Here is a 20,226-nt window from a genome sequence, read left to right as displayed (position 1 = left end):
GGACAACCATGTTTACTCCCTTTTTTGGCGCCCCCGAGGGGCGCCCGTCGGCGTACGGCCGAGGCACAACGCCGGCCTCGATGCGATTGCATCGTCTGAAAGCTATCAGCATCGCATTGGCGGGCAGTGCGCTTGTTTCGCCTGTAGCCTACGCCCTCGATTTTGCTGAGGCACGCCTTATCGCGGAGCAGCAGAGCCCGCGCATAAGCGCGCAGCAGTTGCAGGTTAACGTCGCCGAATCCGTGCAGAAGGCAGCAGGCTCGCTGCCCGATCCCAAGCTCTCGCTCGGCATCGAAAACTACCCCATCAGCGGCATGGATCGCTGGAGCATGACGCGCGAATCCATGACGATGCAGCGCTTGGCGCTCATGCAGGAAGTGCCCAACAGGGCCAAGCGCGACGCCCAGGTCGCCAGCGCGCAGGCGCGTGTGGATCGAGAACGCGCGGCGCTGGTTTTGCAGCGATTGCAGATCCGCCAGGAACTCAGCCTGGCGTGGATCGCCGCGCAGGCGGTGGAGCAACGGGAGATACTGCTGACGGAACTGCTCGCGGAGAACCAGCGCCTGCAAGACAGTCTCCCCGCTCGCGTCGCCGGCGGCACCGCCCAGGCTGGCGACCTGTTGGTCGCGCAACAGGAGGCGCTGACACTCACGGACCGCCGTGACGATCTACAGCGGGACCGGGCCAAGGCCAGGGCCGCATTGCGGCGCTGGGTGGGCTCCAGGGCCGACGAAGCACTGCAAGGCGATCCAGGCCCGCTCACTCGCCCCGTCGCGCAACTGCGCACAGAACTGGCGAATCACGCGGAGCTTGAACTCTATCCGGCGATGCAAAGCATGGCCCGGGCCGAGTCCCGCGAAGCCCAATCAGAGACCCGCGGCGATTGGGCCTGGGAGATAGCCTATAGCCGGCGTGATCGCCGATGGGGCGACATGGTGTCATTTCAGGTGACATTCGATCTGCCTTGGCAGAAAGATCGACGCCAAGTGCCCATGATCGAGGCAAAACGGCACGAGTTGGAGCGTCTGGACGCCGAACGCGAAGACGTGGCGCGGCGACATTTGCAGGAGTTGGACGACAGCGCCGCCGAACTCCAAGCGTTGAACAGCCAGATCGACCGCCTGCAGACCGCCGGCTTGCAGCTGGTACGGAACCGAGCGGCGCTTGCGTTGAGCAACTACCGATCCGCCAAGGGGGACCTGAGCGCTGTGCTCAGTGCACGCGCCCAGGTGCTGGAGACGCGCATGCGTCTGATCGACCTCGGAGCGCAGCGCGACAGCCTCGTCGCCCGACTGAACAGCCTGATCGCGGACTGAGTGGAGACCCTCGCCATGAATACCTCTTCGAGAAACATCCTTGCCGGCTTGACGCTGGTTGCTGCCGGTATTGCCGTTGGATGGGGCGTCCCCCAATGGCGCGCCGGCCACCTCAGCGGCTCCCCCGCTGCCAACATCACCGTTGCAAGCGCTCCGACCGAGCGCAAGGTGCTGTATTGGTACGACCCGATGGTGCCGACCCAGAAGTTCGACAAGCCCGGCAAGTCGCCCTACATGGACATGCCGTTGATGCCGAAGTACGCGGATGAAGACACGCAAGACAGCACGGGCCTCAGCGTGTCGGCGCAAGCGGTGCAAGCCCTGGGGCTGCGTACAGCCGAAGTCCTGCAAGGCAAGATCGGCGCAGATGTGAACGTCGTGGGCACCGTGCTGCTCAACGACCGCGACGTCAGCATCGTGCAGGCGCGGACCGCTGGCTTCGTCGAGCGTGTCTACGCACGGGCTGCGGGCGACGTGATCGCAGCAGGGGCACCGCTGGCTGACCTATTGCTGCCGGAGTGGATCGCCGCACAGCGCGAGTTTCTCTCGGTTCGCGCGATGGGCGACGCACCGTTGACCGCAGCTGCCCGCCAACGGCTGCTGCTGCTCGGCATGCCGCAAGCCCTGATCGCCCAGGTGGAGCGCACAGGCGAGCCCAAGGGGCTGTACACGGTCACAACACCTCAAGGCGGCTTGGTGGCCGAACTGATGGTGCGCCAGGGCATGACGGTTTCCGCCGGGGAAAGCCTGGCCAGGGTGAATGGCTTGGCCACGGTGTGGATCGAAGCGGCCGTCCCCGAAGCACAAAGCGGACCATTGCAGGTCGGCCAAACGGCGCAGGTCCGGCTGGCGGCGTTTCCCGGTGAAGTGCTCCAGGCGCGCATCGTGAGCATCCTGCCCGAAGCCAACCGCGACACCCGTACGGTGCGAGTGCGGCTTGAAATGGCCAATCCCGGCCAGCGCCTGAAGGCCGGCATGTCCGGCCAGATCGCGCTCAAAGGCAACGAACAGCCCGCGCTGCTTGTTCCCAGCGAAGCGGTCATCCGCACCGGCAAGCGCGCACTGGCCTATGTGGTCGATGGACCCGGCAAGTTCCATCCCGTGGAGGTCCAGGTGGGCGCGGAGGTAGGCGATCAACTGGTGGTCAACGGCGGGCTCGCGGCGGGACAGCAGGTGGTGGCCTCGGCGCAGTTCCTGATCGATTCGGAAGCCAGCCTGCGGGGCGTGCTGCCTGCAGGTGCCGCGGCGTCCGCACCTGCATCGCCGCACAACGGGCACGGCACATCGTCGCCACCGGCCGCGGCCACCAACGCTTTCGTGGTGCGCGGCGTGATCGAGGAGATGTCGCCCACCGAGCTGACGCTGGCGCACGAGGCCGTGCCAGCCCTCCAATGGCCGGCCATGACCATGGGCTTCAAGCTGAGCAGCCCGCAGCTCGCCGAGGGTCTTTCGGTTCGGCAGCAGGTGCGATTCACCTTCTCCAAGCAAGGTGAGGGCTACGTGATCACCGCCATCGAAAAGGTGCAGCCATGATCGCCAAACTGATTCGATGGTCGGTGGCCAATCGCTTCCTGGTGCTGCTGGCCACCGCCATGCTCACGGCATGGGGCGTGTGGGGCGTTCGCAGCACGCCCGTGGATGCGCTGCCGGACTTGTCAGACGTGCAGGTCATCATTCGCACCAACTACCCAGGACAGGCGCCGCAGATCGTCGAGAACCAGGTCACCTACCCGTTGGCCACCACCATGCTGTCGGTGCCAGGGGCCAAGACCGTGCGCGGCTTCTCGTTCTTTGGCGACTCGTTCGTCTATGTCTTGTTCGAGGACGGAACCGACCTGTACTGGGCCCGCTCACGGGTACTGGAATACCTGAACCAGGTCCAGGGCCGATTGCCCGCCACGGCGAAGCCGGCCCTGGGTCCGGACGCCACAGGCGTCGGCTGGATCTTCCAGTACGCGCTCGTGGATCGCACGGGCAAGAACGATCTGGCGCAACTGCGTGCGTTGCAGGACTGGTTCCTGAAGTTCGAACTCAAGAGCCTGCCCAACGTGGCCGAGGTGGCATCGGTGGGGGGCATGGTCAAGCAGTACCAGGTCGTGCTCGACCCGATCAAGTTGGCGTCCTATGGCCTCAGTCAGGCTCAAGTCCGCGATGCCCTGATGGGGGCCAACCAGGAGACCGGCGGCTCCGTCCTGGAATTGTCAGGCGCGGAGTACATGGTCCGCGCGAGCGGCTACCTCAAGACCCTGGACGAGTTCCGGGAGATCCCCTTGACGGCACGCGGCGGTGTGCCGGTGCGGCTGGGGGATGTGGCGACGCTCCAGATAGGCCCGGAGATGCGGCGTGGCATTGCCGAACTCGACGGAGAAGGCGAGGTCGCCGGCGGCGTGGTGGTGCTGCGCTCCGGCAAGAATGCCCAGGAGACGATCGCTGCCGTCAAGGCCAAGCTCGCGGAGCTGCAGGGCAGCCTGCCGCCGGGCGTCGAGATCGTCACCACCTACGACCGCAGCGCGCTGATCGAGCGGGCCATTCGCAATCTCACGACCAAGCTGGGCGAAGAGTTTCTGGTGGTGGCGCTGGTCTGCGCACTGTTCCTTTGGCATCTTCGCTCTGCGTTGGTGGCCATCATTTCCCTCCCGCTGGGCGTGATGACGGCATTCCTTGTCATGCGCTACCAGGGCATCAACGCCAACATCATGTCGCTGGGGGGGATTGCCATCGCCGTGGGGGCGATGGTGGATGCAGCGGTGGTGATGATCGAGAACGCCCACAAGAAGCTGGAGGCTTGGCAGCACGCGCACCCAGATCAACGGCTGCAGGGCAAGGAACGGTGGGACGTGATCACACAGGCCGCGGAGGAAGTCGGTCCTGCGCTCTTCTTCTCGCTGCTCATCATCACGCTCTCGTTCATCCCGGTCTTCACCCTAGAAGCGCAGGAAGGCCGGCTGTTCGGCCCGCTGGCGTTCACCAAGACCTACGCGATGGCCGCGGCCGCAGGGCTGTCGGTGACGCTGATTCCCGTACTCATGGGCTACTGGATTCGCGGGCGTATCCCGGATGAGCAGAAGAACCCCATCACCCGCATCCTGATTGCAGCCTACCGGCCAGCACTGGAGTGGGTACTGCGCCGGCCCAAGGCGACGCTGCTGATCGCCGTGCTGGCCTTGGCGACCACGGCCTGGCCCTTGGCGCGGCTCGGCGGTGAGTTTCTGCCGAGGTTGGACGAAGGGGACCTGCTCTACATGCCCTCGGCCCTGCCGGGACTCTCGGCGCAGCGCGCCACGGAGTTGCTGCAGCTGAGCAACCGCATGATCAAGACCGTACCTGAAGTGGACAAGGTGTTCGGCAAGGCAGGACGGGCCGAAACTGCGACCGATCCGGCGCCCCTGGAGATGTTCGAGACCACGGTGAAGCTCAAGCCCAGGGAGCAATGGCGTCCAGGCATGACGCCCGAGAAGCTCGTGGAAGAGCTGGATCGTGCCGTGAAGATCCCGGGCCTGTCCAACATCTGGATTCCCCCCATCCGCAATCGCATCGACATGCTGGCTACCGGCATCAAGAGCCCGATCGGGGTGAAGGTGACCGGCAACGACCTGGGCGTGATCGATCGCATCGCTGCAGAGGTCGAACAGGTCGCCAAGGGCATTCCCGGCGTGACGTCGTCACTCGCGGAGCGCTTGACGGGCGGGCGCTACGTGGATGTTCAGATCGACCGCGTAGCCGCCGGTCGCTACGGCCTGAACATCGCCGATGTCCAGGCGGTCATCGCCGGCGCGGTGGGTGGCGAAAACGTCTCGGAAACGGTCGAGGGGCTTGCCCGCTTTCCGATCAATCTGCGCTACGCGCGAGAATGGCGTGATTCACCACAACGGCTGGCAGAACTACCCATCTTCACGCCGATGGGTCAGCAGATCACGTTGGGGACCGTGGCACGCATCGCGATCACCGATGGACCGCCCATGCTCAAGAGCGAGAACGCACGGCCCTCCGGTTGGGTCTATGTCGATGTGCGCGGCCGTGATCTAGCCTCGGTGGCCAACGAACTGCGCGATGCCATCGGGCAGCAGGTCAAGCTGGAGCCGGGTGTGAGCATCACCTACTCCGGGCAGTTCGAATACATGGAGCGGGCCAATGCACGCCTGAAGGTTGTGGTGCCTGCCACCCTGTTGATCATCTTCGTTCTGTTGTACCTGACCTTCGCGCGTGTGGACGAAGCGGGCTTGATCATGGCGACCTTGCCCTTCGCGCTCACGGGGGGCATCTGGTTCCTGTACCTGCTGAATTACAACCTGTCCATCGCCACCGGCGTGGGATTCATTGCGCTGGCAGGTGTGGCGGCGGAGTTCGGCGTGGTGATGCTCATCTATTTGAAGCAGGCCTTGGCGGAACGTTGCCCCGATGGGCGCAACCCAACGCGAGAAGAACTGCTCGATGCGATCCGGGAAGGGGCGGTGCTGCGCGTGCGCCCAAAAGCGATGACCGTTGCGGTCATCTTGGCGGGCCTGGTACCCATTGTTTGGAGCAGCGGCACGGGCTCTGAAGTCATGAGCCGCATAGCAGCTCCGATGCTCGGCGGGATGGTGACCGCACCGTTGCTGTCGCTGTTCGTGATTCCGGCTGCCTATCTGCTGATGCGTAAGCCGCGCTAACTTGGCCGTCCAGCAGGGCCTCACGACGAGGCCCTGCTGGACGCGAGGGATCAAGCCGCCCGCGCAGAAGCTGGGAGCATTTCTCTCTGGCAAGGACTTCCTATTGCATTGATCCTTACAAAAAAATAATCATCTGCTCATCACTCTGTCAGGGGTGACCTGAACAATGGTTAAGCAATTCATGCATTCAATCTTGAGGCACTGATCCATGGAATTGCGACACCTTCGTTGTTTTGTAGCCCTAGGGATGGTGTTCAAAACACCCGTGGCGGTGGGCTTTCATCCCAAAATGCCACTGATTCCCCTTCTTGGTCTGGTGCATCTCGGGGTCGCGTTCACCACCCTTGTTCTTGGTCGAACTGGGCGCGGCAATCAGGGTGGCATCGACCACCGTGCCTTCGCGCAGCATCAGACCTTTGTCGGTGAGCGTGGCGTTGACGGTAGCCAGGATGCGTTGGGCCAACTGGTGCTCTTCGGGCAGATGGCGAAAGCGCAGGATGCTGACCCGGTCGGGAATACGTTCGACGCTGGACAGACCCACAAACTCCCGGTACAGCGCGGTCTCGAAGAGGGCTTCTTCCATCGCCAGGTCGGACAGGCCGAACCACTGCTGGACGAAGTGAATGCGCAGCATGGTCTCCAACTCGAACGGAGGTCTGCCGGTTTTGGCTCGCGGTGCGCGCGGAGCAATCAATGCCAGCAACTCAGACCACGGCACCACCAGGTTCATCTCGTCCAAGAATACCGCTTTGCGCGTGCGTCGCTTGCTCAGATTCAGGCCGAGGTCTTGTTGCTTCATGAGCGTATTGTCAGGCGCGGCGCCGTACTTCAGACAGCGCCAGCGGCAGAGTTTTGAACAGCCAGCGCCGCCACAGCGATGATCAGGATCTGGTGGAGCAACTGCGCTCGGCCATCGAGAACCTGCCCAGTTACGGCTACCGCCGGGCCTGGGCGCTGCTGCGGCGTGAGCGGGCCTGCCAAGGGTTGCCTGCGGTCAACGTCAAGCGGGTCTACCGGGTCATGCGCACACACGGCCTACTGCTGCAACGCCGAGCTCCTGCAGTGCGACCGCAGCGCCGCCATGATGGGCGGGTCTCGGTGGGTGCGAGCAACCAGCGCTGGTGTTCGGACGGCTTCGAGTTCCGCTGCGACAACGGCGAGGCCGTGCGCACGACGTTTGCGCTGGACTGCTGCGACCGCGAGGCGATGAGCTGGGTGGCCTCCACATAAGGCTACACGGGTGACGATGTGCGCGACGTGATGCTGGCTGCCGTGGAGCGGCGCTTCGGCAATGCACTGCCAGACAGGCCCATCCAATGGCTCTCGGACAATGGTTCAGCATACACGGCCGCGTTGACCCGCAGCTTCGCCCGCGATGTGGGCCTGGAGCCGGTGAATACACCAGTGAGTAGTCCCCAGAGCAATGGCATGGCAGAGTCGTTCGTCAGGACCATGAAGCGTGACTACGTGAACTTCATGCCTAAGCCCGATGCCCGCACAGCCATTGGCAACCTGGCCATCGCCTTCGAGCACTACAACGAGCACCACCCCCATAGCGCCCTGCGGTATCACTCGCCACGCGAGTTCCGCCGAAAGGCCATGGCAACCCGTTAAATTACGTGAGGGTTCCTGTCCTCAAATACGGGGAGCACTCCACTACAGATCTTCGGCAAGCCAGTGGTTAACTCGCATCCTAGGAGCAAACGCTAAAGCTGTGTCTGAATGAAGCGCGACACCGTATGCACAACTCAGTTCTGAAGAAGGCGGTGTCCTGTCCCATCCTCAAGTTAATGGATGAGGACACATACAACGTGATGCTCGATAGCGATATCTACCTCGTTGAGTCGGCGCATCGTTGACCCCAGTGTCGGCAACCCATGTGTGACGATTGCGATCATATGGGCCGAAATTCTTCCGGGCAATTTGTAGTTTGCTCAAGCTGATGTTCTACATGCAGAGGCCTCTGTTGATTGAGACCTCTGCGGTAGATCGGAACAAAGATGCAAGAGAGCTGCATCCACGATGCATGCGTCTTTGATGGAGATCAGCCTGCAAATGATTGGAGGCGAGCATCTCGCTCAGCTGGCGATTCATTACGCATTTCGTTGATCACTTGCTCGCGGGTTTTGCTCGATCCTGTCTCGGGAGTTCCACGGGGGAAATTGCTTTCACCGTAAGAAAGGCGGCCCTGCTTCATGGCAGCTTCAGTCTCGGCCTTGACTTGAGCTCGGGTTTTCTGGCTTACAAAGTGCTCCGGATGCACGATCACGCCTTGTTCATTGTTGGCTGGATGCTCGTAGGCTGCAGAGGCCATTCCAGGAAGAGCCAGGGTGACAACGGCAGCAACGCTTGCGAGTACAGAGGAAATGGAGATGCGGTTTTGAGACATGGTTGGCTCCTAAGACAGTTGATGAACACATCTCCTGGACCTTGATCAAGGTGAGGAGAAGATGGGTTGATCTTAAGAATCGGAGCCCAACAAAATCAGGACTGTCCGGTGACATTGTTGTCAGCTTTTTCGGGGCAGTTCTTATTCAAATCTTCGCACCAATAAACCCAAAACGAAAAGTGAAGAACAACGTTGTTGACGCACACAGCGTGCTCCAGTGCTTGTGCAGCGTAAGCGGCCGGCCATCCCACCTTGGCTAGGCATCGGTGTGGGATGCCGCTAGATTGGCTATCGGAGGTTCAGGATGCGCCGGGCACCGCTGAGCACTATCAGCGCAATGACTGCGCCAATCACGAGGTCAGGGTACGAGGAGCCCGTCCAAGCGACCAAAACACCAGCGACTATCACCCCCGCGTTTGCGATCACATCATTCGCAGAAAAAATGTAGCTTGCCGTCATGTGGGCGCCCCGATCCCGCTTCTTGGCGATCAGCACCAGGCAGGTGACGTTGGCGATCAATGCGACCAGCCCGATACTCATCATGAGCATGGACGCCGGCTCACTTCCCACAACTGCCCGCCGAACGACCTCCAAAAGCGCGCCAAGCGCAAGCACGACTTGCAACCAACCAGCGATGTGCGCTGCCTTCATCTTCAAGGCGGCGGCCCGGCCCACCGCATAGAGCGCCAGTCCGTAGACCGCCGCATCGGCGAACATGTCAAGCGAGTCCGCTATGAGACCTGTGGACTGGGCGATCAGGCCAACGATCAACTCAAAGACAAACATCGCACCGTTGATAGCGAGCAGCAGCTTTAAGGTCCGAGCCTCAGAGGCATTCCCCTCTGCGTCTGGGGCCGTAGACTCGTCGCTTTGCACGCTGTCCAACACTTGCGCGCCGAGGTTGAGAGGGATGAGACGGCCCAGCAGCTCTTGCGTACTTCCCCCATGCTGCACGGTGAGTACACGGTCCTTCAGATCGAAGTCCAGTGCCGCAACAGCCGACGCATCGGCCAGCGCCATCCGAATGAGATTCTCCTCCGACGGGCAATCCATCTTCGGCACGGAGAAACGCGTCTTCCACTGCCCGCCTTCGGTGCGCCTCTCGCTTGTCAGCAGAACCGCACCCAAGTTCAGGGGCGTCAGCTTCTGGGCGATCCTGGCGGGCTCGCCCGAGTGCACCACCCGGAGCTGCCGATGGGCCAGATCGAAGGTCATCGGCCCAACCCCGGTCAGACCACCCAGCGCCATGCGAATGAGGTTCTCCTCGGAGGGGCAGTCCATTCCCGGAACTGAAAATGTGCTCTCCACGGAAGCAATGGCGCTTGGGGCCTCGTCGACCGTCTGCGAATTGCAACTGCTCGAGCAGCTACTGCTTTGACATGTACTCATGTCCCGTATTAGAAACCCTCAAGTAGCTGTAGAGTCAAGCGGTAGGTAGGCAAATATGAAAATCGGTGAACTATCGTCATTGGCAGGGTGCTCCGTTCCCGCGGTGCGCTTTTATGAAGCAGAGGGCCTTCTGCAGGCGCCCCTGCGGGCCGCCAACAACTATCGGCAATATGGCCAACAGCATGTCGACAGGTTGGCCTTCATCGTTCGGTGCCGCTCGCTGGACATGTCGCACGACGATATCCGGGCTCTGCTGCAGTTGCAGGACGACCCCGCCATGTCCTGCGACGAGGTCAATGCCTTGCTAGACGATCAAATGCGCTTGGTAGAGCAGCGAATCGCCGAGTTGCAGGCGCTGCGCAAGCAACTGCGTGCCATCCGCAGTACCTGTGCGGGAGGGGTATGCGTTGGCGATTGCGGTGCACTTGAATCGCTGCGCAGCGCCACTGGGGCAAGCTGGCCAACCGTTCGCTGAGCGGAGCCTCAAATAACGACATTCAGCTCGGTGCGAACCAACGATGCGGTAGCAACTCGTGAACCAGGCTAACCCGTTGCGTCGGCAAGCGAGCCAAAACGTCCTTGAGATACGCATAGGGATCATGCCCATTGAGTCGTGCTGACTGGATGAGCGTCATGACGGCTGCTGCCCTCTGACCAGCTCGTAGGCTGCCCGCAAAGAGCCAGTTGTTGCGGCCAATGGCAATCGGCCGAATCTGGTTCTCGATCCAGTTGTTGTCCACGGGCAGCTGTCCGTCATCGACGAACCGGGTCAAAGCCTCCCAGCGCCGCAAGCTGTAGTCCAGCGCTTTGGCGCTTGCCGAGCCTTCCGGCACCTTCTGGCGTTGCAGCACCATCCACTGGTGCAAGGCATCAAGCAGCGGCTTCGTTTGTTGTTGCCGGATGGTTTGGCGCTGATCGGTCGCAATCTCCTTGACCTCACGCTCGATCTCGTAGACCCGCGCGAACTGCTGCAGCGCGACCTCGGCGATCTGGCTTTGGTTCGCCGCGTGCAAATCGAAGAACTTGCGCCGCGCGTGCGCCAGGCAGCCGACCTCGGTCACACCACTTGCGATCAAGGCCTTGTAGCCGCTGAAGTCGTCACAGGTGAGGCTGCCTCTCCAGTCGCCCAGGAAGCGCCGGGCGTGTTCGCCCGAGCGCGATTCGCAGAAGTCGTAGACGACCGCCTTGATGTTCTCGAAGGCGCCCGTGGCATAGGCCCATAGGTACGCCCGGTGCGCCTTGCCGTTGCCCGGCTTGAGCATGGACACCGGCGTCTCGTCGGCATGCAGCACGCGGCGCTGCAGCAGCTCTGTCCTCATGGCGTCAACCAGTGGCTGCAACTGCACGCCACACGAGCCCACCCATTGCGCCAGCGTGGAGCGGGGGATGGCTAGGCCGGCGCGGCCGAAGATCGCTTCCTGGCGGTACAGCGGCAGGTGGTCGGCGTACTTGGCCACCAGCACTTGCGCCAGTAGCCCAGTGGTAGGGATGCCTTTGTCGATGATGTGAGGATCGACAGGCACCTGGTGAATCGTCTCGCACTGGGCACAGGCCCACTTGCCCCGGATGTGGCGCTCCACCGTGAACACGCCGGGCGCGTAGTCCAGCTTCTCGGCCACGTCCTCGCCGATGCGCTTCATCTGGCAACCGCAGGCGCAGGTGGTGGACTCGGGCTCGTGGCGGATCTCGCGCCGCGACAGGTTGGCCGGCAGGGGGGCGCGTTTGGGGACTTGCTTGTCTTGGCGGCCTGCCACTGGCGGCGTGGCCTGCTCGATCTCATCGGCCACCGCCTGCAGGTCCTCATCCAGCGATTCATCGAGCAGGCTCTTCTGCTCGGCGCTGAAGCGCTCCGACTGTGCGGCGAACTTCATGCGCTTGAGCAGTGCGTTCTCGTGCGTGAGCTTGTCGATCTGCGCCTGCTTGAAGACCGCCTCTTGGCCCTGGCGTGCGATCACGCCGTCTCGCTCGGCCAGCTCACCCATCAACGACAGCAGGGCCGCTCGCATCTGCTGCGGCTCCAGGGTGTCAAGGTGGTCTGCGGTGATCACGGGAGAAGATGATGCGGCTAACATCACATTCGCGCATCGGTGCAAGCGCTGATTGCCTGGCCAACGACCGGAGCACTCAAAGTACAGTGATGACTCCAGCCTCGCCGACGTTCTTCCAGGGCAGGCCCAGCACGAGCGCATCGAACTGCGTTCGGCTGAGTGTGGCGGTGGTGGCGGCATCGCGCGGCCAGACGAACTTGCCGCTATTCAGGCGCCGGGCCGCCAGCCAGACACCGATGCCGTCGTGCACCAGCACCTTCATGCGGTTGGCTCGTCGATTGGCGAACAGATAGGCGTGGTGTGGGCGCGCTGCGCCAAAGACAGCCACTACCCGGGCGAGCGCCGTCTCGGTGCCTGCTCGCATGTCCAGCGGCTCGGTGGAGAGCCACAGCGCATCAATGCGGATACATCGGAGCCAGTCGCGCAGCCACGCTGCACATGACGCTGCATCTTCCAGGGGCCAGTTCACGGTGACTACGCTGGCGCTGCGCCGAACATCAACGCGAATCGCACGCGACACGGGCGGCGAGCTGGTCTCGGTTGCTGGGAGCTGTTCAACTGGTGGAGGCAGATTCAGCGCAACGAACTCATTCCGGGGCGCTGGCAACAGGGAGTCTGCTTGCTCGCGCATCCAGCGATGAACGATGTTGGCGTTGATTCCGTGTGCAAGCGCTACGCCGGCCACTGACGCGCCGGAGACCTGGCATTCGGCCACGATCTGGCCTTTAAGTTCCGGGGAGTAGTAGTGCCGCTTGGGGCGCTGGGCGATCGTGTCGTTCGCCATAGTGTGCGTGATGTTCATCGTGCACACGATGCCTCGACACTGGGTCTATCTCAAGATGGGATTGCCGGACGCTTACTGTGCAGCTAGATGCTTGACATTCACATCATGTGAAGGATGAGACTTTAGCCACAAGCTTTAAAGGAGTACGTAATGGCTATTTTTCGCATCAATGACATGAAATGTGGTGCCTGTGCCCCGCGGATTCAGCGCTCCATTTTGGCAATCGATGATGAAGCAAAGATCGGAGTGAATGCCCGAGATAAAACGGTGCAAGTCTCCGGCGATCTGAGCGACACCGACTACATGTTGGCTATCCAGGCCGCTGGATACACTCCAGAATTATTGGCGTTAGCCGAAGCCGAGCAGGCAAAGGCTGAGAAGCCGCAGACGAAATGCTGCGACTCCACTTCAGTAAAGACATCTTGCTGCGGATAGTGTCTTCTTGCTTTCAAGAAAAGCCTGTTTTCTGATCTGCTTAGGAAGTCGGCTGCGTAGTGGGGAATTTCAAGGTGAAGCGAGTTCGTCCATCGGCTGACGTGGCGGTAATGGAGCCTCCATGGGCTTCGACAATTGCTCGGGTGATTGCCAAACCCAATCCGCTACCGTCTGAGTCCGGATGAGCCCTGGAAGGGTCAGCTCGGTAGAAGCGGTCAAATAACCTGGGCAGGACTTTGGGATCAATGTCCTGCCCTGTATTTTCCACAGTGACAAGTGTCCAGGAAGCGGAGGCCGCAATGTCGATGGTGACCATGCCTGCCTGCGGCGTGTAGCGCAAAGCATTAGATAGCAAATTACTCACAGCACGATGGAACATCAGCCGATCACCATCAACGAGTCCATCACCATTTAACCTCAAATGAATTTGCTTTTCTTCCGCTACAGCCTCATAGAACTCCAGCAATGCATACGCTTCTTGCTGTGCGGAGAACTGTTCCTTGCGCGGTAGGCTCACGCCCCGTTCGGTTTTGGCCAGGAACAACATGTCTGACACCATGCGTGCTAAGCGCTGAAACTCTTCGGCATTAGAGGCAAGAATGTCTCGGTATGTCGCGGCATCACGCTTGGATGCCAGCACTACCTGAGTCTGCGTCAACAGGTTGCTGATGGGCGTACGTAGTTCATGGGCCAAATCAGAAGCGAAATCTGTCAGTCGCTGAAAATCGTCCTGCAATCGATCCAGCATGCGATTGAGCTCATGCGCCAAATCGGCCATTTCTACAGGTACAGCCTCGACCGGCATGCGTTCACTCATCTTCTGTCCCGTCACAACAGCCGCACGTGATTTCATCTCTCGCAGCGGTGCTAGCCCTTGTCGCGCCGCGAGCCAAGACAGAAGTGAGCAAAGCAAAATTGCTGCGATCACATAAATAGCAAAGCTTGTGCGAATTCCGTTGAGGAATTGAATGTGATGCTTGGTATCTGCAGCGATCACTACCTTTAATGGCGACGGTGCGTAGGCCGGGAGCGTCTCAAAGCTCAAGGTGTGGAATTCTGCATCTGCGTGCCGCCACACCTCAAACGATCCTTCCTTGTCGATAAAAGTCGAATTGCGATCCGGCACTGCAAAGCCAGATGCGGGCGATTGAAATACGGTTTCTCCTTGGGCATCCTTCACTTGGACCTGAAGATCCTCGTGATAGTTCAGTGCCTCATTTAAACGCCAACGAGCATCATCGACCGACTTGGTGTTCTGGAGAACCTTTTCGATCAAATGGCGCTTGTCCTGAAGCGTCATTCGGTCCAATTCCACGAAATGCTTTTCTGTAACGACGAGAAATAGACCGCCTAAACCAAGCACTACGGCTGTCGCAACAACCGTAAAAAAAAGGGCCAAACGACTCGTCAAAGAGAGCTTTCCCTTGCGAATGAGATGCTGCACCTACTCCTCCTCGGGGACTTCAAGCACATAGCCCATTCCCCGTACAGTCTGGATCAGTTTGATCGAATGGCCTTCGTCAATTTTGACTCGCAGACGGCGCATGGCCACCTCGATGACATTGGTGTCACTGTCGAAGTTCATGTCCCATACCTGCGATGCGATCAACGAACGTGGAAGCACTTCACCATGTCGACGCATCAGCAACTCCAAGAGTCCGAACTCTTTGGCCGTGAGGTCAACACGTTTGCCACTGCGAGATACGCGGCGACGCAGTAGGTCTAGCTCGAGATCTGCAACAGTCAGAGTAGTGCCTTCATTGGCCGAATGTCCGCGTCTAAGAATGATGCGAACTCTGGCAAGTAACTCTGCAAACGAAAACGGCTTCACCAGGTAATCATCTGCACCGAGCTCGAGCCCTTTGACGCGATCCTCGACATGGTCCCGTGCAGTAAGGAACAGGACCGGCATATGCAATCCCCGATCACGGAGTGCTTGGAGGACCTGCCAACCATTGAGTCCCGGCAGCATGACATCCAAGATCACCAATGAGTATTCACCTTGCAGAGCCATATGCAAGCCATCTGAACCATTTGGAACCAGATCAGCAATGTATCCAGCCTCGGTTAGTCCTTGGCGCAGGTACTCACCTGTTTTAGGCTCATCCTCGACAATCAAAATCCTCATGTAATCGCTCCGCTGCAGTAGACGCTCGAGAGTGTGCCGAGTTTGACGCCCTCTGACATGAAGATAAGAAAAATGTAATGTTCTTGAAATCCTGGCGATAGAAAGGCTCAACACTGCCTCGTTGTTCCTTCCTGGGCAGTCATCAAGCGTGGCGACCAGAGTGAACCTTCTAGCTGCAACGAAGGCATTTCTGGATAGGAGCCGCCCATCGCACCGAACATGACGTGAGCATTACATGAATGTAATGAATGAGTCACCCCACAGAAATTCAGCAGGCCCTAGCATATTAAACATATCGAGCGCTTGTTGTTTCAGCCAGCGTCGCCGAAAACGAATTTCTTGACAACTCTGGAGGATTTCACCCTATGCCGCGTCGTTCGCCATTTCTTGTTACTCCCTCACAAGGGTTCTCTCGTCGGCGTTTTGTTCAGGGGCTAGCCGCAGGTGGCGTTCTAGCAGGACTGTCGACACAGTCGCTCATGGCCTTCGCCCAACAAGGCGCTACGGTGCGTGGCGCTGCGCCAGTACTGCGTGGCAATGAGTTCGATTTGGTGATCGCCGAGTCCCCGGTGAACTTCACCGGGAAGCCAGGTATGGCGACCACCATCAATGGTTCTCTTCCTGGGCCTACCCTGCGCTGGCGTGAGGGAGAAACTGTGACCATTCGCGTCACGAACAAGCTACGGGAGGCAACTTCTATCCACTGGCACGGCATTATCTTGCCCTATCAGATGGACGGGGTCCCTGGCATTAGCTTTGCTGGCATCCCTCCAGGAGAGACGTTCACTTACCGTTTCAAGGTCCAGCAAAGCGGTTCCTACTGGTATCACTCACATTCAGGCATGCAGGAACTCACCGGCATGTATGGATCGATCATCATCGATCCCGCAGGACCTGAGACTATCCGTTCAGATCGTGACCATGTCGTGCTCTTCTCCGATTGGACTGACGAAGACCCCATGCGCGTTTTCGCAAAGCTCAAGGTTCAGGGCGACTACTACAACTACAACCAGCCCACGGTCTTTGATTTCTTCCGTGATGCATCGCGCGATGGCGTGTCAGCGGCATTAGACAAGCGCAAGATGTGGAACGAGATGCGCATGAATCCAACGGATTTAGCCGACCTCTCTTCTGCGACCCTGACCTACCTCGCAAATGGCGTCACGCCTGCCGGCAATTGGACTGCTCTTTTCCGCCCGGGCGAGCGTGTTCGACTGCGCATGGTCAACGGCGCGGGCAATACCTTCTATGACGTACGTATTCCGGGTCTGAAGCTCACTGTGGTGCATGTTGACGGCGTCGACGTAGAGCCTGTGACTGTCGATGAATTCCGATTCGGCCCTGGCGAAACCATAGACGTGATTGTCGAGCCACGTGATGACGCCTATACGATTTTTGCCCAGTCGATGGACCGAACAGGCTACGCACGCGCTACGTTAGCAGTGCGCGAAGGTCTACAAGCTCCTGTCCCTGCACTCGATCCCGTCGAATGGCTGGGTATGAGCGACATGATGGGCGCCATGAGCCATGGCAGTTCCGGAGCCGACATGGACATGACCGGCATGTCTGGGATGACCGGCATGTCTGGGATGACTGGCATGTCTGGGATGACTGGCATGTCTGGGATGACTGGCATGTCTGGGATGACTGGCATGTCTGGGATGAGCGGCATGTCTGGGATGACGGGTATGGCCGGGATGGCTGGTATGTCGAGGGCAATGGCCGGCATGGATCATGGTGCGATGGCCGGCATGAATCACGGTGGTATGGCGATGGACCATAGTCAGCATGCCAAGTCTGCTGGAGGCTTGGCAGTGCCCAGCACCACCGCACGCCATGCTCGCACTGAATATGGCGCAAGAACAGATATGCGAGTCGATATGGCCCGCACCAATCTTGACGATCCCGGTATCGGTCTGCGCAATAACGGCAGACGGGTGCTGACCTTGGCAGATCTGCATACACCTTCAGGTCCGATGGACTCGCGCGGTCCTGGACGAGAGGTGGAGTTGCACCTGACGGGCAATATGGAGCGTTATTCCTGGTCTCTTGATGGATTGGAGTTCGGGCAATCAACGCCTGTTCACTTCCGTCACGGCGAGCGTTTGCGAGTCATCCTGCACAACGACACGATGATGACTCACCCTATGCACTTGCATGGGATGTGGAGTGAACTGGAGAGCCCTGATGGTCGATTCCTCGCCCGTCGACACACCTTGCCAGTACAGCCTGCACAACGCATCAGCTTCTTGGTGACGGCAGATGCTCTGGGGCGCTGGGCATGGCATTGCCACCTGATGTTCCACATGGATGCAGGCATGTTCCGCGAAGTCGTAGTGTCTTGAACAAACCTCACAAGGAAGATCAAAAATGTCCAAAGCACTCCCTATTCGTGCATTGTCCACTGCGCTCCTCGCTCTGGTGAGTATTGCGGCCCAGGCGCAAAGCGACCATTCATCGCATGGCCAAGCGGATATGCAAATGGAAGCACCGGCAAGCCCTGCCACAACTGCAGCTGATCCACATGCAGGTCATGGTGCTATGACTGGCAGCGCTGCAAGCGGCCCTGCGATGGATCACGGCAGCATGCAGATGCAAGGGGGATCCGCACCTCCAGATGCTCGCGACCCGCATGGGTATTCCAATGGGCTGACCTTGGGATCGGGCGATTACGCGGTGCCTGGCGTCCCGCGCTTGATGCTTGCGGACGAGCATACCTTTGCCTCGCTGCGTGGTGAGACCCTGGAACGCCGTTTTTCACGCAGAGGTGATGATTCAACGGCCTATGACTTGCAAGCATGGTACGGGACCTCATACAACAAAGCTGTCTTGAAGGCAGAAGGTGACGTCGCCAAAGGAAAGCTCGAAGAGTCTCGCACCGAACTGCTATGGAGCCGTGCTGCCACAACCTATTGGGATACACAGCTTGGTCTGCGCTTAGACAACGGCGTGGGACCTAGCCGTCAATGGCTGGCATTTGGTGTACAGGGCCTAGCCCCTTACTGGTTCGAGCTGGAGGCCACAGCCTATGTTGGCAGTGGCGGCAGAACTGCGCTTCGCCTAAATGCAAGCTACGAACTATTGCTGACTCAACGCTTGATCCTTGAGCCTAGAGCTGAAATGCAGTTTTACGGCAAGGATGATCCAGAGCGGCATATCGGCAAGGGCCTAGCCGAAGCATCTGCTGGCCTGCGACTGCGCTACGAGTTCAGCCGTCAGTTCGCTCCATATATCGGAGTGGAACGTGCGGGAAGTTTCGGGCGAACCGCAGATCTCGTTCGTGCCGACGGTGGCCGTGCGCAGCAAACACGTTGGGTGGCCGGTGTCCGCTTCTGGTTCTAGCCAGACCAATGTCCCCTTCCTAGTTGGCGCGTCCTTAGGAGCGCCAACTCTACAGACCTAGATTCGACATCTGTTTTCAAACCACCATCACACTTCGATAGGAGTCTCTCATGAACCGCTCAAACCTGGTCGCTAAGTTCATCGCGCCAATTGCCGCAACACTGTTCGCTTCCGCAGCATTTGCACATCCTTCGTTAGTTTCCTCCTCTCCTGCGGATAAGTCGCAGGTCGCGGCACCTGCCACGATTGAGTTGAAGTTCTCTGAGACGCTGATTCCTCAGTTCTCGGCAGCGAACTTGATCATGACGGGGATGCCCGGAATGCCGAACCACGGCGCAATGAAGGTCAGCGCAAGCGTCTCTGGCGCTAGCGATGGCAAAACCATGGTCATTACTCCCGCTCAGACGCTTCAACCCGGTGCCTATCGCGTGGATTGGCGTGCAGTGTCGTCAGACACACACCCTATCAATGGCAACGTCACATTCCAGGTGAAGTAAGCAAATGGCCGAGGATTGGTTCACCATCGTATTGCGCCTTGCGCTGTATCTGGACATGGCAGCGGCCTTTGGCGTCGCCATGTTTGGCGTTTATGCCCTTGGCCATGACGAGCGATCCTTGGCAATTGGGCGCTGCTATCGAATATGTGTCGGTGCATTTTCAGCATTCGGAATTGGCCTGTCCGTGGTCAGCATGACAGTCCTTGCCAAGGCCATGTCCGGTGCTCAAACTTACGCTGAGTTGTCAACGCATATCTTCGAGATGCTCATCACCGGCACTCACATGGGCCTTGCTTGGTGCATTCGTATTCTTGCGCTAGCGCTTTGCATCTTGATCGCATTTGTGAAATTCAATCCCACGTTGCGCTTTGTTGCCATGTCCGGATCTAGCGGTGTGGCACTGGCGACCCTGGCTTGGAGTGGTCATGGTGCGATGGACGATGGAATGCGGGGATACATCCACCTGGCTTCGGACATCTCGCACCTCTGGGCAGCAGGTGCATGGGTCGGCGCGTTACTCGCCTTTTTGATCTTGGCCGTAACGAGTGCGAATAAGGCATCAAACACAGTAGCAATATTGAGCCGAACATCAAATGGCTTCGCCCAGGTAGGGACGCTGATCGTGGTCGTTCTGGGGATCAGTGGTGTACTCAACTACGTATTGATCGCAGGGCCTTCGCTTGATCCGCTTGTTTCGACACTCTATGGTCAGTTGCTGTTAGGCAAGCTGATGCTGGTTCTCGGAATGCTTGCTTTGGCTGCGGCAAATCGGTTCCGGCTAAGTCCAAGTCTGGAGGCATCGTTGACCTCTGGAAATCATGCACAAGCAGTCGCTAAGCTACGCCAGAGCCTGTTCATGGAAGCAACACTGGCAGTTCTGGTTTTGGCGAGTGTGGCTTGGTTAGGGATTCTTTCCCCAAAAGGAATTTGATCCTCCGAGATCAACCACCGACAGCAGAAGCGGAGCTGCTCTAAGCAGACGTAGACACTGATAGGAAGGGGCGTTGTTGCATAAATCGATTTCAGGCCAAGCTCCCCCAAACCCCAGCCGTGGCTATGCCACGGCTGCCGTCTGAGGACGGCCCAGTTCTGTAAATCGATTCAAGATGGCTGCTCGAATGTGCAGCTCGTTGACTTGTCGCTCAAAGGTACGAGACATCAGCCGCTCACCCAATCGTTTGATGCAGTTCATCTTGGTTTCCACCAAGCTGCGCCGGTGATACCCGATCCAACGTTTCCAGATACTTCG

15 protein-coding genes and 3 pseudogenes are annotated in these 20,226 nt (G+C 59.4%); 10 read left to right on the top strand and 8 right to left on the bottom strand.

Going from position 1 to position 20,226, the window contains the following annotated elements; all coding sequences use genetic code 11:
* Positions 1-8: 8 nt before the first annotated feature.
* The 3 genes from FYM52_RS13550 to FYM52_RS13540 are packed head-to-tail and all read left to right on the top strand — an operon-like array spanning position 9 to position 5,965.
* On the top strand, positions 9-1,316 hold the full coding sequence (locus tag FYM52_RS13550; protein WP_171947140.1) for a TolC family protein: 1,308 nt from the start codon (positions 9-11) through the stop codon (positions 1,314-1,316).
* A gap of 15 nt (positions 1,317-1,331) precedes the next feature.
* Entirely contained in the window at positions 1,332-2,849 is a 1,518-nt protein-coding gene (locus FYM52_RS13545) for an efflux RND transporter periplasmic adaptor subunit (RefSeq protein ID WP_043387428.1), read from the top strand.
* Entirely contained in the window at positions 2,846-5,965 is a 3,120-nt protein-coding gene (locus tag FYM52_RS13540; protein ID WP_006226248.1) for an efflux RND transporter permease subunit, read from the top strand. The genes FYM52_RS13545 and FYM52_RS13540 overlap by 4 nt, the downstream gene beginning before the upstream one ends.
* Before the next feature lie 271 nt (positions 5,966-6,236).
* Here the strand turns inward: FYM52_RS13540 and FYM52_RS13535 are convergent.
* Positions 6,237-6,764, bottom strand: a pseudogene (locus tag FYM52_RS13535) (IS5 family transposase); the annotation flags it as partial.
* Between the two features lie 62 nt (positions 6,765-6,826).
* Between FYM52_RS13535 and FYM52_RS13530 the strand changes: the two are divergent.
* Positions 6,827-7,579 (top strand): annotated as a pseudogene (locus tag FYM52_RS13530) (IS3 family transposase); the annotation flags it as partial.
* 430 nt (positions 7,580-8,009) lie between these two features.
* Here FYM52_RS13530 and FYM52_RS13525 read toward each other — a convergent pair.
* Together FYM52_RS13525 and FYM52_RS13520 are read right to left on the bottom strand one after the other, a co-directional pair.
* A complete protein-coding gene (locus tag FYM52_RS13525) occupies positions 8,010-8,354 on the bottom strand; it encodes a DUF4148 domain-containing protein (RefSeq protein WP_003052298.1) in 345 nt (114 codons plus the stop codon).
* A gap of 288 nt (positions 8,355-8,642) precedes the next feature.
* Positions 8,643-9,752, bottom strand: coding sequence for a cation transporter (locus FYM52_RS13520; RefSeq protein WP_072632770.1), 1,110 nt, complete (start codon positions 9,750-9,752; stop codon positions 8,643-8,645).
* Positions 9,753-9,798: 46 nt separating this feature from the next.
* Between FYM52_RS13520 and cadR the strand changes: the two genes are divergently transcribed.
* Positions 9,799-10,218 (top strand): Cd(II)/Pb(II)-responsive transcriptional regulator, encoded by a 420-nt coding sequence (cadR, locus tag FYM52_RS13515; protein WP_010791743.1) that lies wholly within the window; start codon positions 9,799-9,801, stop codon positions 10,216-10,218.
* A gap of 22 nt (positions 10,219-10,240) precedes the next feature.
* Here cadR and FYM52_RS13510 read toward each other — a convergent pair whose 3' ends face one another.
* Positions 10,241-11,791: an IS66 family transposase gene (locus FYM52_RS13510; protein ID WP_031757192.1), complete on the bottom strand. Its 1,551-nt coding sequence runs from the start codon at positions 11,789-11,791 to the stop codon at positions 10,241-10,243.
* Between the two features lie 76 nt (positions 11,792-11,867).
* A complete protein-coding gene (tnpB, locus tag FYM52_RS13505) occupies positions 11,868-12,575 on the bottom strand; it encodes an IS66 family insertion sequence element accessory protein TnpB (protein WP_162524726.1) in 708 nt (235 codons plus the stop codon).
* A gap of 150 nt (positions 12,576-12,725) precedes the next feature.
* Here tnpB and FYM52_RS13500 point away from each other — a divergent pair, with 150 nt between their 5' ends.
* Entirely contained in the window at positions 12,726-13,010 is a 285-nt protein-coding gene (locus FYM52_RS13500; protein WP_154164477.1) for a heavy-metal-associated domain-containing protein, read from the top strand.
* 40 nt (positions 13,011-13,050) lie between these two features.
* Here FYM52_RS13500 and FYM52_RS13495 read toward each other — a convergent pair whose 3' ends face one another.
* Entirely contained in the window at positions 13,051-14,454 is a 1,404-nt protein-coding gene (locus tag FYM52_RS13495) for a heavy metal sensor histidine kinase (protein ID WP_162524725.1), read from the bottom strand.
* On the bottom strand, positions 14,455-15,138 hold the full coding sequence (locus FYM52_RS13490) for a heavy metal response regulator transcription factor (RefSeq protein WP_154164476.1): 684 nt from the start codon (positions 15,136-15,138) through the stop codon (positions 14,455-14,457).
* 365 nt (positions 15,139-15,503) lie between these two features.
* Here FYM52_RS13490 and FYM52_RS13485 point away from each other — a divergent pair, with 365 nt between their 5' ends.
* From FYM52_RS13485 to copD, 4 genes are all read left to right on the top strand, one after another.
* Entirely contained in the window at positions 15,504-17,483 is a 1,980-nt protein-coding gene (locus FYM52_RS13485; protein WP_043387571.1) for a copper resistance system multicopper oxidase, read from the top strand.
* Between the two features lie 25 nt (positions 17,484-17,508).
* Positions 17,509-18,480 carry a copper resistance protein B gene (locus tag FYM52_RS13480; protein ID WP_179954953.1) on the top strand — a complete coding sequence of 324 codons (972 nt, stop codon included), beginning with the start codon at positions 17,509-17,511 and terminating at the stop codon, positions 18,478-18,480.
* A gap of 110 nt (positions 18,481-18,590) precedes the next feature.
* A complete protein-coding gene (gene copC / locus FYM52_RS13475) occupies positions 18,591-18,977 on the top strand; it encodes a copper homeostasis periplasmic binding protein CopC (protein ID WP_154164475.1) in 387 nt (128 codons plus the stop codon).
* A 4-nt stretch (positions 18,978-18,981) separates the two neighbouring features.
* On the top strand, positions 18,982-19,908 hold the full coding sequence (gene copD / locus FYM52_RS13470) for a copper homeostasis membrane protein CopD (protein WP_043387573.1): 927 nt from the start codon (positions 18,982-18,984) through the stop codon (positions 19,906-19,908).
* Between the two features lie 123 nt (positions 19,909-20,031).
* Here copD and FYM52_RS13465 read toward each other — a convergent pair.
* Positions 20,032-20,226 (bottom strand): annotated as a pseudogene (locus FYM52_RS13465) (IS5/IS1182 family transposase); the annotation flags it as partial.

Origin of the sequence: Comamonas sp. CAH-2 (assembly GCF_009668305.1) — a bacterium.
GTDB classification, from domain to species: Bacteria; Pseudomonadota; Gammaproteobacteria; order Burkholderiales; family Burkholderiaceae_C; genus Comamonas; species Comamonas aquatica.
Note: the sequence above shows the minus strand (reverse complement) of the source record. Positions and strands in the feature narration are given on the sequence as shown.

What these genes read in the sequence shown, in the direction of transcription:
- copC (WP_154164475.1), top strand. Translation starts at nt 18,591, where the DNA reads ATGAACCGCTCAAACCTGGTCGCTAAGTTCATCGCGCCAATTGCCGCA.
- FYM52_RS13500 (WP_154164477.1), top strand. Translation starts at nt 12,726, where the DNA reads ATGGCTATTTTTCGCATCAATGACATGAAATGTGGTGCCTGTGCCCCG.
- FYM52_RS13550 (WP_171947140.1), top strand. Translation starts at nt 9, where the DNA reads ATGTTTACTCCCTTTTTTGGCGCCCCCGAGGGGCGCCCGTCGGCGTAC.
- tnpB (WP_162524726.1), bottom strand. Translation starts at nt 12,575, where the DNA reads ATGGCGAACGACACGATCGCCCAGCGCCCCAAGCGGCACTACTACTCC.
- FYM52_RS13525 (WP_003052298.1), bottom strand. Translation starts at nt 8,354, where the DNA reads ATGTCTCAAAACCGCATCTCCATTTCCTCTGTACTCGCAAGCGTTGCT.
- FYM52_RS13490 (WP_154164476.1), bottom strand. Translation starts at nt 15,138, where the DNA reads ATGAGGATTTTGATTGTCGAGGATGAGCCTAAAACAGGTGAGTACCTG.
- FYM52_RS13540 (WP_006226248.1), top strand. Translation starts at nt 2,846, where the DNA reads ATGATCGCCAAACTGATTCGATGGTCGGTGGCCAATCGCTTCCTGGTG.
- cadR (WP_010791743.1), top strand. Translation starts at nt 9,799, where the DNA reads ATGAAAATCGGTGAACTATCGTCATTGGCAGGGTGCTCCGTTCCCGCG.
- copD (WP_043387573.1), top strand. Translation starts at nt 18,982, where the DNA reads ATGGCCGAGGATTGGTTCACCATCGTATTGCGCCTTGCGCTGTATCTG.
- FYM52_RS13545 (WP_043387428.1), top strand. Translation starts at nt 1,332, where the DNA reads ATGAATACCTCTTCGAGAAACATCCTTGCCGGCTTGACGCTGGTTGCT.
- FYM52_RS13485 (WP_043387571.1), top strand. Translation starts at nt 15,504, where the DNA reads ATGCCGCGTCGTTCGCCATTTCTTGTTACTCCCTCACAAGGGTTCTCT.
- FYM52_RS13480 (WP_179954953.1), top strand. Translation starts at nt 17,509, where the DNA reads ATGTCCAAAGCACTCCCTATTCGTGCATTGTCCACTGCGCTCCTCGCT.